Genomic DNA, 14,812 nt, shown 5'->3' on the forward strand with positions numbered 1-14,812 from the left:
CCTCGGGCACGCCCCGCTCCTTGGCCCCCCGGACGAAGCGCTCCCGGTGTCTCTGCATTTCCTCCACCCGCTTCTTCCCCATAGCCCTCCTGAGGAGGTCCGCCTCCCCCAGGGAGTACCCCGCCACGGCCGAGGCGATCTGCATGATCTGCTCCTGGTAGACGGGGATTCCGTAGGTCTCGTCCAGGATGGGCCTGAGGTGCTTCTCGGCGTGGGGAAACTCGCTGTAGCTCACGGGCTCCAGCCCGTGGTGGCGGCGGATGTAGGTGGGGATGTGCTCCATGGGGCCCGGGCGGTAGAGGGAGACCAGGGCGATGATGTCCTCCACCCGCCTGGGCTTCAAGCCCCGCACCGTGGCCGTCATGCCCCCGGACTCCAGCTGGAAGACCCCCTTGGTCTCGCCCCGGGACAGGAGCTCAAAGGTCTTGGGGTCGTCCAGGGGGAGGCGGTCGTAGTCCAGCTCCACCCCCCGGGATTCCCGGATAATGCGCTTGGCCTCGTCCAGAAAGGTGAGGGTGCGGAGGCCCAGGAAGTCCATCTTCAAAAGGCCCAAGGCCTCCACCGCCCCCATGTCGTACTGGGTCACGGGCCGCCCCTCTTGGTCGCGCATGAGGGGGACGAGGTCGGTGAGGGGCTCGGCGGCGATCACCACCCCGGCGGCGTGGACGGAGGCGTGGCGGTTCAGGCCCTCGAGGCGCATGGCCACCTCGAGGACCTCCCGCACCTTGGGGTCCCTCTCCATCTCCGCCCTGAGCTCCGGCACCACCTGAATGGCCTCCTGGAGGGGCTTGGGCTTCCCGAACTGCACCGGGATGAGCTTGGCGAGCTCCTCCGCCCGCTTGTGGGGGATGCCGTAGACCCGGGCCACGTCCTTGAGGGCGGCCTTGGAGGCGAGGCTTCCCAGGGTGCCGATCTGGGCCACCCTGTCCTCGCCGTAGCGCTCCCGCACGTACTGGATCACCCGGTCCCTCTCCCGGTCGGAGAAGTCGGTGTCGATGTCGGGCATGGAGACCCGCTCCGGGTTCAGGAAGCGCTCAAAGAGGAGGCCAAAGCGCAAGGGGTCAATGTTGGTGATGCCCACGGCGTAGGCCACCAGGCTCCCGGCGGCGCTTCCCCGCCCAGGCCCCACGGAGATGCCGTTTTTCCGGGCCCAGTTGATGTAGTCCTGCACGATGAGGAAGTAGCCGGGAAAGCCCATGCGCTCAATCACGGAAAGCTCGTAGAGGGCCCGGTGGAGGATGGCCTCCGCCGTCCACTCCCTCACCCCCTCTAGGGGGGGAAGCCCGGCCTTTAGCCCCTCCCAGGCCGCCTCCTCCACCTGGGCCAAGGCCCAGGCCAGGGCCTCCCCATCCCCGTGGGGGGGAAGCTTCCCGAGCCTGCGCAAGACCTCCCGGTAAAAGCCCTCCGTGATCCGGTCCGGGTAGCGCCTGAGGAGGCCCTTGAAGGTGAGCTCCCTTAGGTACTGGGCCTCGGTGCGCCCCTCGGGGAGGGGGAAGCGGGGGATGCGGTAGACCATCTTGTCCCCGATGGGGAGGTCCACGTTGCACATCCGGGCGATCTCCACGGTGTTGTCAAAGGGCTCGTCCCCCCACTCCGCCTCGGGGAGCATGGCCCGCATCTCCTCGGGGGTCTTCACGTAGAACTCGTCGCAGGGAAAGCGCCAGCGCTCGGGGTCGTCCAGGGTGGCCTTGGACTGGATGGCGAGGAGGACCTCGTGGGCGCGGGCGTCCTCTCTTTTCACGTAGTGGCCGTCGTTGGTGGCCACCATCCCGAGGCCGTACTTCCTGGCGAACTCCTTCAGGACCTCGTTGACCTTCCTTTGCTCGGGGAGGCCGTGGTTTTGGATCTCTATGAAGAAGCGGTCGCCGAAGATGGAGAGGTACTCCTCAAGCCGGGCCTCCGCCAGGTCCAGGCGGTCTTGGAGGATGAACTGGGGGATCTCGGCCCCCAGGCACCCCGAGAGGGCGATGAGGCCCTCGGCGTGCTCCCTCAGGATCTCCCGGTCAATGCGGGGCTTCTCGTAGAAGCCTTCCAGATAGGCCCGGCTCGCCAGGCGCACCAGGTTCTGGTACCCCTTGAAGTCCTTGGCGAGGAGGGTGAGGTGGAAGTAGCCCCCGTCTAGGCCCTTCCCCCGCTTGCGGTCAAAGCGGCTTTCCGCCGCCACGTAGGCCTCATAGCCCAGGATGGGCTTGATGCCCATTTCGGTGGCCTTCTTGTAGAACTCCACCGCCCCGAAGAGGTTGCCGTGGTCGGTGATGGCCAGGGCGGGGTCCTCGGGGGTGGTCTCCTTCACCCAACGGAGGAGGTCGGAGAGCTTGGCCGCCCCGTCCAGGAGGGAGAACTGGGTGTGCTGGTGCAGGTGGGCGAAGCGGAGCTTGCGGCCCATGGTCCCCAGTTTACGGCCTGCTACCCTATGGGGGGGACGGGAGCGCATGACCTTAGGAGAGCTTCGCGAGGAGGTCTGGAACTTCCTGGCCCGCCACGACCTGGCCCTCCACCCCACGCCCCCCCACGGCCACCACCCGAACTTCCTGGGGGCGAGGCGGGCGGCGGAGCGGCTCATCAAGACCCCGGAGTTCCAGGGGGCGAGGCGAATCCTCGCGGGTATGGACGCCGTCCTCAAGCCCCTTAGGGAGGAGGCGCTTCGCCAGGGCAAGGAGGTCCTCCTCCCCCATCCCGACCGGCCCGGGGAGTTTCTGCTCCTAAAGGACGTGGACCCGAGGCGGCTCAAGCGGGTGCGGGAGGCCTACCGCTTCGGGGCCCGGGTGGCCCTGGAGGAGGCCCCGCCGGACCTTGTCCTCATCGGGGCGGTGGCCGTGGACGAGGAGGGGGGGTGGGTGGGCAAGGGCTACGGCTTTCCCCAGGACTGGCTTAGGGTGGAAGCCCCCTTCGCCACCCTGGCCCACCCGGTGATGGTCTACCCCCGTCTTCCCGTGGAGCCCGAGCGCCGGGTGGACCTCATCGCCACCCCCCAGAGGCTCCTTCGGTTTTAGAGGGCGAACTCCCGGAGGAGGCCCTCGAGGTCCAGGGCCTCCCGCGGCCCCTCCGCCGGGTAGGCCTCGGGGTAGCGGGGGAGGTAGGCCTTTAGGCGCTCCTCAAAGGTGGGCACCTCCGCCTTCCAGAAGACCCCCACCGGGATCCGCTCCCCCCACTCCAGGGCTTTTTCCTGGAACATGGCCATCTTGCGATCCAACTCCTCCGGGGAAAGCCCTTCGGGGACGTGGGGGTCGTAGCCCTCTTCCTGAAGCCTATAAAGCCTCGGGGCGAACCACTCCTTGGTGTGCAGGTCGTTGTAGGTGGGGCAGGGCTGGAGGACGTGGAGGAAGGCGAGGCCCCGGTGGGCGATCCCCTCCTTGATGAGCTCCTTCAGGCCCCTCACGTCGTAGGCGTAGCCCCGGGCGATCCAGGTGTAGCCGGCGGAGAAGGCCAGGAGCAGGGGGTTGATCCGCCCCTGGGGGTTCGGCTTGGGGAGGCTCTTGGTCTTCTCCCCAAGGCCTAAGGTGGGCCCGGCCTGGCCCTTGGTGAGGCCGTAGACCTCGTTGTCGTAGAGGATGTAGAGGAGGTCCACGTTTCTCCGCCCCGCGGCCACGAAGTGCCCGGCGCCGATCCCGAGCCCGTCCCCGTCCCCGCCCACGGCCACCACGGTGAGGTGGGGGTTGGCGAGCTTGGCCCCTTGGGCGATGGGCAGGACCCGGCCGTGGAGGGTGTGAACCCCGTAGACGTTGAGGTAGTGGGGGGTCTTGGCCGAGCAGCCGATACCCGAGAAGACCGCCGTCTGACTGGGATCCCGTTTCAGCTCAAAGAGGGCCATCTGGAGCGCGGAGAGGATGCCGTAGTCCCCGCACCCTGGGCACCAGTCGGGCTGTTTTTCCGCCTTGTAGTCCGCAAGCTTGAGCTCCAGCATCCTAGACTCCTTTCCTGAGCACGAGCCTTTCCGGGGCCTGGCCCTCCTTCACCGCCTTCAGGGCCGCCACGGCCTCGTCCAGGGTGATGGGCCGGCCGTTGTACTTCACCACCCGGTGGTGGACCTTCTTCAGGGTTTCCTGCTGCACCAGGTCGGCGAGCTGGCCCGAGTAGTTGTGCTCCACCGTGACCAGGGTTTTCCCCTCGAGGAGGGGGGCGATCTCGGGGAAGGGCCAGAGGAGGCGGAGGTGGAGGTAGCCCACCCCGGGAAGGTGGTCCAGGGCCTCGAGGAGGGTGCCCTTCACCGTCCCCCAGCCCAAGACCAGCACCTCCCCGTCCCGGAAGAGGGTGTACTGGTCCTCCTTGGGGATCTCCTTCCGGGCGGTTTGGAGCTTTTGCATCCGCTTCTCCATCTGGGTTTCCCGGAGGACGGGGTCCTCGGTGATGTGGCCCAGGGGGTCGTGCTCGTCGGAGGTTATCCAGTAGAAGCCCCCAGGGGTGCCGATGGGGATGAAGGGGGAAAGGCCGTCCTCTCCTGGGGCGTAGCGCTCGTAAGGCCCGAAGCCCTCCCTTGGGGGAAGGCGCCTTTCCCCGTCCAGGGAAAGCACCTTAAAGGCCTCCTTGGGAAGGCTTTGGGCCAGGGAGGCCAGGAACTTGTCCAGGAGGTGGACCACCACCGTCTGGTAGCGCCAGGCCCAGGCGAGGGCCTTCTGGGCATCCAAAAAGGCGTCCAGGATGTCCCCGGAGGCCAGGACGAGCCTCGGGTACTCCCCGTGCCCCCCCCTTATGGCGAACCAAAGGTCCCCCTGCTCCGTGCGGGTGGGAAGCCCGGTGCTGGGCCCGCCCCGCTGGTAGAGGGTCACCACCAAGGGCGCCTCAATCATCCCGGCGAAGCCCATCCCCTCGGCCATGAGGCTGAAGCCGGGGCCGCTGGTGGCGGTGGCGGCCTTGGCTCCCGTGAGGGCGGCTCCTACGGCCATGGTCACGGCGGCGATCTCGTCCTCGGTCTGCACCACGGCCACATCGGCCCCCGGGAAGGCGGTGTGGGCCTCGAGGTAGACGCTCTCGTCCGTGGCGGGGCTTATGGGGTAGTAGGTCTGGAAGCGGAGCCCCCCGGCGAGCTTACCCAAAGCCGCCGCCTGGGCCCCGGTGAGGTAGACCCGGCCCGGCTCGTAGCCGTTGGCCTTTAGGTTCAGGGAAAGCTTAGGAACCTCCTCCCTGTAGACCGCCTCGGCCACCTTCTGGTTGAGCTCCAGGACCTTCCCCTTAAACTGCAGGGCCAACGCCTCCAGAAGGGGCTCCAGGGGGTAGTCCAGGAAGTGGAGGCTCGCCGCCACGGCGATGGTGTTCAGGGTGCGCCGGGCCTGCAGGGAGGGTACCCCGAGCTCGGCCCCGATGCGGTCCGCCACCTCCTCGTAGGGGTACGGGAGGGGCTGGACCCCCGCCTCCACGTAGGCTTGAAGGATCTCCTTGAGGCCCGGGTCCAGCTTGCCGAAGCGCTGGGAGAGGGCCTCCGCCACCCGGTGGTCCAGCATGGGGAGCTTGGAGAGGGTGAGGTCCAGGACCTTGGGATCGTAGAGGAGCACCCCCCCCTCCCGCACCTCCCCCAGGTGGCGGGCCAGGGTCTCCCCGTCCAGGGCCACCAGGAAGTCCACCTTTTCCCGGAAGGCCTGGACGGGTTTTCGCGAAAGCCGCACGTCCAGGTAGGAGTGCCGCCCCATGATGTTGGAGTGGTACTCCCGCTTGGTGGCCACCCACCACCCGCCCTTGCCCATGGCCCGGGCAAAGAGGGTGGCCGCCGTCTCTATCCCGCCCCCTTGGGGGCCGCCCACGCGCCAGGTGAACTCGTCCATAACCCCTCCTCCGTTCTCCGATACCCTACTCCTTATGAGGCGGGGTTGGCTAGGGGCGTTCGTACACCCCTACTCTTCCCCGTCCGCCAGGTGAAGCCTCCGCCCCCAGAGGCTTTGGGGGGCGTGGTGCTCCAGGACCAAGGCCCGCACCCTTGGATCGGGGATCCGCTCCGCGGCGTAAAGGGGGTGGTGGCGGCGCACCTGGAAGGCGCCCACAAGCCCCCGGCGCAAAGGGTAAGGAGGCACGGGCGGGGCGTAGAGCCCGGTGAGGACCCGCTCCCAGGGGCGGTAGGGCCTCAGGGCCTTTCCGGCGTCGTGCAGGAGGGCAGCCCGCACGGCGAAGTCGGGGGCCTCGGGGTAGCGGGCGAGGAGCCTTTTCGCCACCCGCACCCCGTGGGCCCGGTCCCGGGGGTCCATGGCGAGGTAGAGCTCCCGCTCCTCCCCTTCCAGGAAGCGTAGGGCGAAGGGGTCGTCGGGGGCCTCCCGGGAGAGGAGGGCCTTTAGAAGCCTCCCAAGCCGCCGGAAGAACCGGGGCACGGCTAGATGAACTTCTTCAGCATGGTGGCGATCTCCTCGGGCTTCTTGGGGTCCACCTTGCCCTCGGAGACCTCGGCGGCGCAGACGTTCAGGAACTCGTGCAGGATCAGGGTGGCCGCGGCCTCCATGGCCTTCTTGGTGGCGGTAATCTGGGTGAGGACCTCGTCGCAGGGGCGGCCCTCCGCCACCATCTTCTGCAGGCCCCGCACCTGGCCCTCTATGCGCCGAAGCCGCTTGAGGATGTTCTCCACGGTGTCCTGCCCAAGCTCGGTGGTCCGGGTCATGGGCCCATTATATACCGCTACCCCCTATGCCTTCTTCGCTAAGGGGTTCCTCGGCCTCCGGGGCCTTGGGCTTACGCACCCAAAGGAGCTTCCCCCCGAGGATTCGGCCGAGGCGGGCCAGGACCTCCTGAGGGTCTTCTTCCCGGTCCTCCTCGGGAGGAGGGGGCTCGGGCCTCGAGGCCTCCTTTTGGGGGCCAGGCGCCTCGAGGCGGGGGCCCTCCCGCCCGGAGGCGGGGTCTAGGCCCCTAGGCCCGGGGGTTTTTTTTTCCAGGAGGAAGGCCAGGTCCTCCACCCCGAAGTGGGTCCGGGCCAGGGGCAGGAGGACCTCTTTTTGCTCCTCGGCCTTCCTTTGGTGGAAGGCCTTGTTCTCGGGGAAGCGGAGGAGGAGGGTGCCCCCGGAGACCTCCGGCCTCGCCTCCCGCACGAAGGCCCGGAGGGTGGGCTTCAGGGCCTCCAGGAAGGCCCGCCACCGCCCGCCGAGGTCCACCGCCTCCTCCTTCCCGGGAGGCGGGGCGGGGGCCGGGGGAGGGGGCCCGGGGAGGGGGGCCTCCTCCGGCCGGGATGGGGAGGGCTTGGGAAGGGCCTGGAGGAGGGCGGCCTCGAGGCCGAGGAGGTCGGAGCGCCGGGCGAGCCTCTCCAGGGCCTCGTCCAAGGCGGTGAGGGCCCGGAGGAGGGCCTCAGGGGGGGCCGGGAGGGCCACCCCCCCAAGGCCGTAGGCGGCGTAGAGCCCCTCCCTCAAGACCTCCATGAGCCCCTGGACCAGGCTCCTCGGGGCGAAGCCCTGGGCGTAAAGCCGCCTGGCCTCGGCCAGGGCCCCCCCCACCTGCCCCCCGGCCAAAGCCTGGGCCAGGCGCAGGAGGGCCTCCTTAGGGGGAAGGCCCAGGGCCTCCTCCACCCGGGCCCGGGTGAGGGGGCCCGGGAGGAGGAGGAGGCGGTCTAGGAGGCTTTCCGCGTCCCGCATGGCCCCGTCCGCCAGGCGGGCCACGAGGAGAAGGGCCTCCTCCTCGGCCTCCCGGCCCAGGCCCTCGAGGATGCGCCTGAGCTTAGAGGCGATCTCCTCCTCGGTGAGGCGGCGGAAGCGGTAGTGCTGGGTGCGGGAGAGGATGGTGGGGGGCATCCTCTCGGGCTCGGTGGTGGCGAAGACGAAGAGGACGTGGGGCGGGGGCTCCTCCAGGGTCTTGAGGAGGGCGTTGAAGGCGCTCTTGGAGAGCATGTGGGCCTCGTCCAGGATGAAGACCTTCCTGGGGGCGGAAAGGGGGGCGAGGAGGATCCTCTCCCTTAGCTCCCGCACGTCCTCCACGGAGTTGTTGCTGGCGGCGTCAATCTCCACCACGTCGGGGTGGGCGCCCCTCTGCACCGCCTGGCAGTGGGCGCAGGCCCCGCAGGGGCGCTCCTCGGCCTCGCACCCCACCGCCATGGCGAGGAGCCTCGCCGTGGTGGTCTTGCCCACCCCCCGGGGCCCGGAGAAGAGGTAGGCGTGGGCGAGCCTTCCCTCCCGGATGGCCCTGAGGAGGGGTTCCTTCACGTGCTCCTGGCCCACCACCTCCTCAAAGGTGAGGGGGCGGAAGCGGCGGTAGAGGGCGCTCACAAGGGCTAGTATAGGGCGTGGTGCGGAGCTTTCTCTCCTTCCACGTGGAGGCCCCTCTTGAGGGGGTGGCGGCCTGGGTGGAGGGGCGCACGGGGGGGGCCGGGGTCTACCTGGTGCCCGACCCCCCCTGGACGAGCCTCTACCACGAGGCCCTCGAGGCGGAGGAGAACCCGGAAGCGGTGCAGGCCTTCCTGAGGGAGCTTTCCCGCTTGGGGAGGGCCCTCGCCTTCCTGGTGCAGGCGGAGGAGGACCTCCTCTTCCTCCTGGCGGAAGGGGGGGAGGTGGTGGCGGAGCTCCGGCGGGGCCCCGAGCTCGGGGAGGCCCTCCGGGCCCCGGAGGACCTAAGGCCCCTCCTGGAAGGGGCCAGGGCCCTGCCCCCGGAGCACGCCGTCCGGGCCCTGGCCACCTCCTTCGGCCTCCACCCGGACCACGCGGCCTTGGGCTTTCTGGACCTCCTGGAGGCCGAGGAGGAGGGGGGCCTCCCCGAGGAGGTGGTCTACCTTGAGTGAGGCCCTTCTGGTCAAGGTGGGGGGAAGCCTGAGGGGGGCGGAGGCCCTCTTGGACGAGCTTTCCGCCTACCCCGGGCCCCTCGTCCTCGTCCACGGGGGCGGGCCCGAGATCGGGGCTTGGCTAGGGCGCCTGGGGATGGAGAGCCGCTTCGTGGGGGGGCTTCGGGTGACGCCCCCGGAGCAGCTTGAGGTGGTGGAGATGGCCCTCTACCTCACGGGGAAGCGCCTGGCCTCGGGGCTTTCCCGAAGGGGGAGGAAGGCGGTCGCCCTCTCGGGGCGGGACGCCCTCTGCCTCAAGGGGAGGGCGCTTCCCGGGCTCGGCCGGGTGGGGGAGGTGGTGGGGGTGGAGGTGGGCCTCCTCCTGGACCTCCTGGAGAAGGGCTACACCCCCCTCCTCGCCCCCATCGCCCTGGACGAGGAAGGCGCCTTGAACGTGAACGCCGACACCGCCGCGGGGGCCGTGGCCGGGGCCTTGGGGTGGCCCGCGGTCTTCCTCACCGACGTGGAGGGGGTCTACCGGGACCCCAAGGACCCCGGGACCCGCCTCCTCCGCCTCACCCCGGAGGCGGTGGAGGCCCTAAAGGGGGAGGGGGTCCTCCAGGGGGGGATGGTCCCCAAGGTGGAGGCGGCCCTCTCCGCCCTCCGGGCCGGGGCCCCTTGGGCGGCCATCGCCCGGGGGGAGAGGGGGGTCCTCGAGGCCGTCCTCCGGGAAGAGGCGGGGACCCGCTTCACCCTTTGAGCCAGAAAGGCCCGCGGTAGTAGGGGTAGGGAAACTTCCCCTCGTCAAAGAGGTCCGCGAGAAGGACCCCGATGCGCCTCACGCCACACCTCCAGGAACTCCTTGAGGATATTCCCCGTGACCCCCCAGATGTCCACCCCCCGCCAGGGGAAGTGCCACACCCTGCGCCCGAGCCGCACCTCGCCCCAGGGCTCCACCTTTAGGAGCTCCTCCAGGGGGGCGGGGAGCACCTTCGCCACCTCCTCGGGGTTGGGCTTAAGGGGGGGAAGGTCCTCTCGGAAGACCACCACGGGCTGGACCAGGAAGCCCTGGGGGGAGAGGGTGGGGGAGAGGAAGCCCAAAGGCTCTACCCCCCTTAGCCCCACCTCCTCCTCCGCCTCCCTCAGGGCGGCCTCCACCACCCCCTCCCCCGGCTCCACCACCCCTCCGGGAAAGCTCACCTGGCCGGCGTGGGTGGGGAGGCGGGGGCTCCTTAGGGTGAAGAGGAGGTGCTCCCCCAAAAGGGGCACGGCCACCGCCGCCAGGCGGAAGCCGGGCGGGGGTTCTAGCCCTCCCGGCAGGCCCTGAGGGAGCGCTTCCTTAAGGCGCTCTCGGGGTCCAGGCCCCTCTTGGCGAAAAGCCCCACCAGCTGCCAAAGCGCCTCCTCCAGGTCGCCCTTTGCCAGGGCTTCCTTCAGGCCCTCCTCGCTCCCTGGGTCCATCCCCTTCCTCTGGAGCTCGTAGGCCCGAAGCAAGGTGGGAAGCCCCCGGGGCAGGGCGCAGGGGTCCTCCCGCTTCCCCTCCTTGGCCTTGAGCTCCTCCCAGCGGGCCTTGACCTCCTCCGGGGTCTTGGCCTCCGCCTCCCCGAAGACGTGGGGGTGGCGGCGGATGAGCTTCTCCACGATGGCCCGCTCCACGTCCCCGTAGGAGAAGCTTCCCTCCTCCTCGCCGATGACGCTGTGGAAGGCCACCTGCAAAAGGACGTCCCCGAGCTCCTCGGCCATCTCCTGGGGGTTTCCCTTAAGGAGGGCGTCCGCCGCCTCGCTCGCCTCCTCCAGGAGGTAGGGGACCAGGCTTTCGTGGGTCTGGGCCCGGTCCCAGGGGCACCCCCCCGGCCCCCGCAGGCGGCGCATCACCTCAAGAAGCCTTTCCATGCCCCCCATTCTCCCTTAGGAGGAGCCCCCCCGTCAGGGAAAGCCCCACGAGGAGGAGGGAGAGGGGGTCTAGGGGGGCGGGCTCCAGGGTCCAGCCCCCGGGGCCCGGGGCAGGCAGGCCCGTGGTGCGGGTGAGGAGGAAGAGGAGAAGAAGGGTCCCCACCAGGTAGCGCCCGGCCCGAATCCACCCCTTTCCCGGGCGCACCTCGAGGAGGGGAAGGAGGAGGAGGGAGAGGCCAAAGCCGAGCTCCAAGGCCAGGAGGACCATGAAGAGGAGGCCGTACCAGAACCCGGGGGTCTTGAGGGCCAGGGCGGGGTCTTTGAGGCGGAAGACCTCGCCGCAAAGCCCCCCGCCCAAGGGGGTGTCCCCCAGGCCCAGGAGCTGGAGGAAGAAGGGGAGGATGAAGAAGAGGGCGGCGCGGCGCATGGACCCAGGTTACCTGTCTCTCCGGGCGAAGACCCAGGCGGCGAGGAGGGCGAGGGCCAGCCCGGAGAAGACGAGGTAACCCAGGCCCAGCCAGGGCCCCACCCGTCCCAGCCGCTCCGCCACCAAGTAGCCCACAGGCCCCGTGAGCACGGGGGCCTTGAGCCCCGAGAGGAGGCCTACCCGGTGGACCTCCTGGGGGTTGAGGAGCAGGGCTCCCGTGAGGAGGCCCTCGAGGGGGTAGTCCCTAAGGCGCACGGCCAGGGCCACCACCAAAGGCCCGTAAAGCACGCTGAGAAAGCCGAAGAGGGCGAAACCGAGCCCTAGGGCCCGCCTTTCCTCCAGGGAGAGGGCGGAAAGCAGGGCGGAAAGCCCCACCCAAAAGGCGAGGAGCCCCAGCCCCGAAAGGAGGAACCACAAAGCGGCCTCCCTCCCCAACCCCAAGAGGCCCGCCGCCATGAGCATCCCGGGGAGGAAGGGGAGGAGAAGGCCGAGGAACACCCCCAAGACCCCTTCCAGAAAGGCCCGCGCCGGATGGGCGGGGAGGCCTAGGAGGAAGGCCCACTCTTCCCTCGAGGCCAGGAGGGGAAGGGCGAGGGCCAGGACCAGGGGCGGGAGGACGAGGAGGAGGCTGGAGTAAAGGCCCACAAGGCCCACCCCCTCCCCCCGCCCTTCAAAGCCCAGGGCAAGAAGGGGGGGAAGGACCGCAAGACCCCCGGCCCAAGGGTTCCGGCCAACCTCCCTCAGGAAAAACCCCGTCACGGCGCCTTGGGGGGAGGGGGAAAGAAGTCCGCGGGCACCCAGGTGCGCTTGGCTCCTTCCTCCAAGGCCCCGTTCCAGGTGAGGGTCCGCCCCCCCCGGTGTTCCGGTCGCCCCTTGAGGTACGCCTCCAGCTCCTTCGGGTCGCCGAAGGCCAGAAGCCCCGAGCCCATGGGCGTGCGGATCCTGGGGTGGTGGTAGAGCACCGCCTTTTTCGCCTCCACCCAGACGGGGTTTTTGCGATCGCTCGCCAAGAAATCCGCCAGGTACACCTCCTTGGCCTTCAGCTCAGGCCCCCCCCAGCCGTTCAACTGGTCCAGGAGGCAGGCGGGGTCGTCGTAAAAGAAGGCCTTGCCCTGGGGGTTGACCGCCTGAGCGGCGTAGCGGGCGTCCAGGATGGTCATGAAGCAGTAGGGGCAGGCTTCCACCCCCACCCGTAGGGGCCTAGGAGAGGCTTGGGCCCGGAGGAAAAGGGCCCCAAGCCCTCCCACGGCAAGCTTGAGCAGATGCCGACGTTCCATGGGCTCAAGCCTAGGCTAATGGCCGTGGTCCATTCCCTCCCCAAGGAGCCCCGCGTGCTTGGCCAGGAGGGCCACCAGGTTCATCTCGGGAAGGGGGGCGAGGTCCAGGAGGGTCTGGAAGCTGTAAAAGTGCTGGCGCCCGTGCTGGGCCCTGTTCTTCTCGGCGAACTCCTGGGCCGCCTTCGGGCTTGCGAAGGCCAGAAGGTGGGCGTTCATCACCACCATCATCCTCTCCCCCCAGTAGTAGGTGGCCGACCGGGCGGGAATCAGGCGAACCGTCTCCTGGGGGCGGGCAGGGTCGTAGCTTCCCCGGTCGGTGACGTAGAAGGTGGCCTCCTCCCCGTCCTTGATCCCGTGGACCCAGGCGTAGTTCACCATGCAGGCGATGCTCTCAAAGTGGAGGGCCTCCACCTGTTGCTGGGGGTCGTGGGGAGCAGGCCGGGGCTCGGCGAAGGCGATCTGGGAATAGGTCTGCTCAAAAAAGCCCTTGGGGAAGGTGCGGCCCCGCCACGACCCTTCAGGGGTCTTAATGGGCATGCCGCAGAAGGCGCACGTCCCCGCCTCCCAGGGGATGGGCTTGGGGGGCACCGCCCGGCCCGAGGGCCTGGAGCCGGCCATCGCGGGGTTCCCGTGGCCCATCTGGGCCAAGGCCGGTGCCGTGAGCGCCAGACCCGCCAAAGCCTTCACCACTTCACGCCGATTCCTCATAGAGCACCTCCATTAGCCAGGGGATGCGCTCTCCCCTTTGGCCCAAAACGAGCTGGGGCGGCCCCTCCTCCAGGAGAACACCCCCCTTGAGGAGGACCAGGTGCTGGGTTTTGTAGGCCTCCTCGAGGCTGTGCAGCGCCACCGCCACAAGCCCCTGCCCCTTGGCCTCCACCCAGGCCCAGAACCGTTCCCTTCCCTTTGGGTCTAGGGCGGCGGTGGGCTCGTCCAGGAGCCAAACCGCCGGGTTGCCCATAAGGCTCGCCGCCAAGGCCAGCCGTTGGCGCTGGCCCCCCGAGAGGGCGCCCACCTTCCGGTCCATAAACCCCTCCAGACCCATCCGGTCCACCGCTTCCTCTAGGGCCTGGGGGCCGAGCCCCTTGATCCGCTGGGCCAGGACCAGGACCTCCCTTGCCCGGAGGTGGGGGAAAAGCCTCGGGGTTTGGGGCAGGTAGGCGCGGAGGGGAAGGAGGCCCGGGTCCCTGGGAGAGCGGCCCAGGAGCAGGGCCCGCCCCCTGTCGGGCCTGAGCCTTCCCGCCAGGAGGGCGAGGAGGGTGCTCTTGCCCGCCCCGTTGGGACCGAGAAGCCCCACCACCCCTCCGGAGAGCCTAAGGTTTAGGCCCTTAAGCCGCCCCCGCTTGCTCAGCTCCTCCACCACCACCACAGGCCACCTCCCAAAAGGGCGAGGAGGAAGAGGGAAGGGGAAGAAGCCCCTTGTTTGGCCAGCTTCTTGGGCCTGGGGTCGGCAAGGCGCGCGAGCCTAAGCCCCGGCACCTGGGCTTCCGCCCCTTCCCAGAGCAGGACCCCCGGGGCAAGGGCGAAGAGGGAAAGTTCGGGCTGGCGGGCGAGGAGAAGGGCGAAGCTGGAGGTGGGAAAGTGAGGGACGGGGAGGCCCGAGGCCCGGTCGTAGGCGTTGCCCACCACCCGGGCCTTCGCCTCCGGGTCGTCCACCAGGAGGTCGTAAAGGTTGCCCCGAAAGGCGTTTCCCTCCACCAGGGCCGAGTTCCCCCCCCGTTCCCGGGTGATGCGTAGACCCGTGCCGTTTTCCAGAAAGCGGTTCTCCCGCACCGCCACCTCTTTGGCGTCCATGAGCACCAGGCCCAGGGTGTTTTCCTGAAAGGTGTTGCCCCGCACCTCGGTGCCCTTTTCGTCTTGGACCAGGAGGCCGTAGCCCACGGGGCTTTTTTGACCCGAAAGGCGGTTGCCCACCACCCGGTTGGCGGCCCCGTGCATGACGGCGTTGCCCACGGCGTTGTTGCGGCTGGTGTTCGCCTCTACCCGCACTTCCCAGGAGAACATCACGTGAAACCCATAGCGCCCGTTCCCCTCCAGGAGGTTTTCCCGGATGGCGGTACCGGGGCTGTACTCCACGTAGACCGCGTCCATGTAGCCCGAGAGGCGATTTCGGGCGATGAGGGCGTTCGGGCTCCGGTAGACCAGAACCCCGGGGGCGGGAGAGTCCGGTCCGCGGGCCTCGAGGCCCACCACCCTGGCCCCTGGGGAGTCCTCCACCCGCACCGCCGTAAAAGCCCCCTCCGCCCTCACCCCTTCCAGGGCGCAACCCGCGCACCCTCCCAGGTAGAAGGCGGCGTCGGGCTCAAAGAAGTCCTGCCCTGCTCCGGCCCCCACCACCCGCAGGCCCCGCACCCGGATGCCGGGGGCGAGGAGGAGGACCGCGTGTCCCTTCCCTCCCCGGACCCAAGCCCCCTTTCCCTCCACCTCGAGGCCCGGCGTGGAGAGGACCAAGGGTCCAGGGATTTCCCCGGAAAGCTCCAGGACCCCGCCTCCGAAAGCGAGCCCGAAAAGGGCGAAGAGGCCCAGGAGGCGCATACACCCCCAGGGTAGTGCCGCTTCCCGG

The 14,812-nt window shown here is 69.3% G+C and carries 17 protein-coding genes; 3 read left to right on the forward strand and 14 right to left on the reverse strand.

The annotated features are described in order from the left end of the window. On the reverse strand, positions 1-2,386 hold a 2,386-nt coding region (locus AC01Y6_RS02505; RefSeq protein WP_476670084.1), incomplete at its 3' end, for a DNA polymerase III subunit alpha. Positions 2,387-2,432: 46 nt separating this feature from the next. Here AC01Y6_RS02505 and AC01Y6_RS02510 point away from each other — a divergent pair. Continuing rightward, complete coding sequence (locus AC01Y6_RS02510; RefSeq protein WP_476670086.1) at positions 2,433-2,993, forward strand: 5-formyltetrahydrofolate cyclo-ligase; 561 nt, start codon at positions 2,433-2,435, stop codon at positions 2,991-2,993. On the opposite strand, the gene AC01Y6_RS02515 is transcribed toward AC01Y6_RS02510, so the two are convergent. The 5 genes from AC01Y6_RS02515 to dnaX form a co-directional block, all read right to left on the reverse strand. Further along, positions 2,990-3,904: a 2-oxoacid:ferredoxin oxidoreductase subunit beta gene (locus tag AC01Y6_RS02515; RefSeq protein ID WP_347240736.1), complete on the reverse strand. Its 915-nt coding sequence runs from the start codon at positions 3,902-3,904 to the stop codon at positions 2,990-2,992. The two genes, AC01Y6_RS02510 and AC01Y6_RS02515, sit on opposite strands and share 4 nt — an antisense overlap. Position 3,905: 1 nt before the next feature. Beyond that, positions 3,906-5,756 carry a 2-oxoacid:acceptor oxidoreductase subunit alpha gene (locus AC01Y6_RS02520; protein WP_476670087.1) on the reverse strand — a complete coding sequence of 617 codons (1,851 nt, stop codon included), beginning with the start codon at positions 5,754-5,756 and terminating at the stop codon, positions 3,906-3,908. Between the two features lie 69 nt (positions 5,757-5,825). Continuing rightward, on the reverse strand, positions 5,826-6,293 hold the full coding sequence (locus tag AC01Y6_RS02525; RefSeq protein ID WP_347240738.1) for a phosphohydrolase: 468 nt from the start codon (positions 6,291-6,293) through the stop codon (positions 5,826-5,828). A gap of 2 nt (positions 6,294-6,295) precedes the next feature. After that, on the reverse strand, positions 6,296-6,577 hold the full coding sequence (locus AC01Y6_RS02530; protein ID WP_347240739.1) for a metal-sensitive transcriptional regulator: 282 nt from the start codon (positions 6,575-6,577) through the stop codon (positions 6,296-6,298). Between the two features lie 7 nt (positions 6,578-6,584). After that, entirely contained in the window at positions 6,585-8,165 is a 1,581-nt protein-coding gene (dnaX, locus tag AC01Y6_RS02535; protein ID WP_476670088.1) for a DNA polymerase III subunit gamma/tau, read from the reverse strand. A gap of 17 nt (positions 8,166-8,182) precedes the next feature. Between dnaX and AC01Y6_RS02540 the strand changes: the two genes are divergently transcribed. Then, entirely contained in the window at positions 8,183-8,674 is a 492-nt protein-coding gene (locus tag AC01Y6_RS02540) for a hypothetical protein (RefSeq protein WP_476670089.1), read from the forward strand. Then, on the forward strand, positions 8,667-9,413 hold the full coding sequence (argB, locus tag AC01Y6_RS02545; RefSeq protein ID WP_428721181.1) for an acetylglutamate kinase: 747 nt from the start codon (positions 8,667-8,669) through the stop codon (positions 9,411-9,413). Before AC01Y6_RS02540 ends, argB begins: the two co-directional genes overlap by 8 nt. 44 nt (positions 9,414-9,457) lie before the next feature. Here argB and AC01Y6_RS02550 read toward each other — a convergent pair whose 3' ends face one another. The 8 genes from AC01Y6_RS02550 to AC01Y6_RS02585 are packed head-to-tail and all read right to left on the reverse strand — an operon-like array spanning position 9,458 to position 14,784. Continuing rightward, positions 9,458-9,928, reverse strand: coding sequence for an NUDIX hydrolase (locus tag AC01Y6_RS02550; RefSeq protein WP_347241422.1), 471 nt, complete (start codon positions 9,926-9,928; stop codon positions 9,458-9,460). 29 nt (positions 9,929-9,957) lie between these two features. Beyond that, positions 9,958-10,554 carry a MazG family protein gene (locus AC01Y6_RS02555; RefSeq protein WP_428721183.1) on the reverse strand — a complete coding sequence of 199 codons (597 nt, stop codon included), beginning with the start codon at positions 10,552-10,554 and terminating at the stop codon, positions 9,958-9,960. Beyond that, positions 10,529-10,972, reverse strand: a complete 444-nt coding sequence (locus AC01Y6_RS02560; RefSeq protein WP_347241420.1) for a hypothetical protein — start codon at positions 10,970-10,972, stop codon at positions 10,529-10,531. Before AC01Y6_RS02560 ends, AC01Y6_RS02555 begins: the two co-directional genes overlap by 26 nt. Positions 10,973-10,981: 9 nt before the next feature. Beyond that, the gene (locus tag AC01Y6_RS02565) at positions 10,982-11,731 is read right to left on the reverse strand and encodes a hypothetical protein (protein ID WP_476670090.1); all 750 of its coding nucleotides are present in this window, start codon (positions 11,729-11,731) and stop codon (positions 10,982-10,984) included. Continuing rightward, complete coding sequence (locus tag AC01Y6_RS02570; RefSeq protein ID WP_347241417.1) at positions 11,728-12,249, reverse strand: nitrous oxide reductase accessory protein NosL; 522 nt, start codon at positions 12,247-12,249, stop codon at positions 11,728-11,730. The genes AC01Y6_RS02565 and AC01Y6_RS02570 overlap by 4 nt, the downstream gene beginning before the upstream one ends. 15 nt (positions 12,250-12,264) lie before the next feature. Then, positions 12,265-12,957 carry a nitrous oxide reductase accessory protein NosL gene (locus AC01Y6_RS02575; RefSeq protein ID WP_476670092.1) on the reverse strand — a complete coding sequence of 231 codons (693 nt, stop codon included), beginning with the start codon at positions 12,955-12,957 and terminating at the stop codon, positions 12,265-12,267. Then, a complete protein-coding gene (locus tag AC01Y6_RS02580) occupies positions 12,941-13,618 on the reverse strand; it encodes an ABC transporter ATP-binding protein (protein ID WP_347240520.1) in 678 nt (225 codons plus the stop codon). The genes AC01Y6_RS02575 and AC01Y6_RS02580 overlap by 17 nt, the downstream gene beginning before the upstream one ends. Continuing rightward, positions 13,597-14,784 carry a right-handed parallel beta-helix repeat-containing protein gene (locus AC01Y6_RS02585; protein ID WP_476670093.1) on the reverse strand — a complete coding sequence of 396 codons (1,188 nt, stop codon included), beginning with the start codon at positions 14,782-14,784 and terminating at the stop codon, positions 13,597-13,599. The genes AC01Y6_RS02580 and AC01Y6_RS02585 overlap by 22 nt, the downstream gene beginning before the upstream one ends. Positions 14,785-14,812 lie beyond the last annotated feature (28 nt).

This window comes from Thermus sp., from assembly GCF_056332225.1.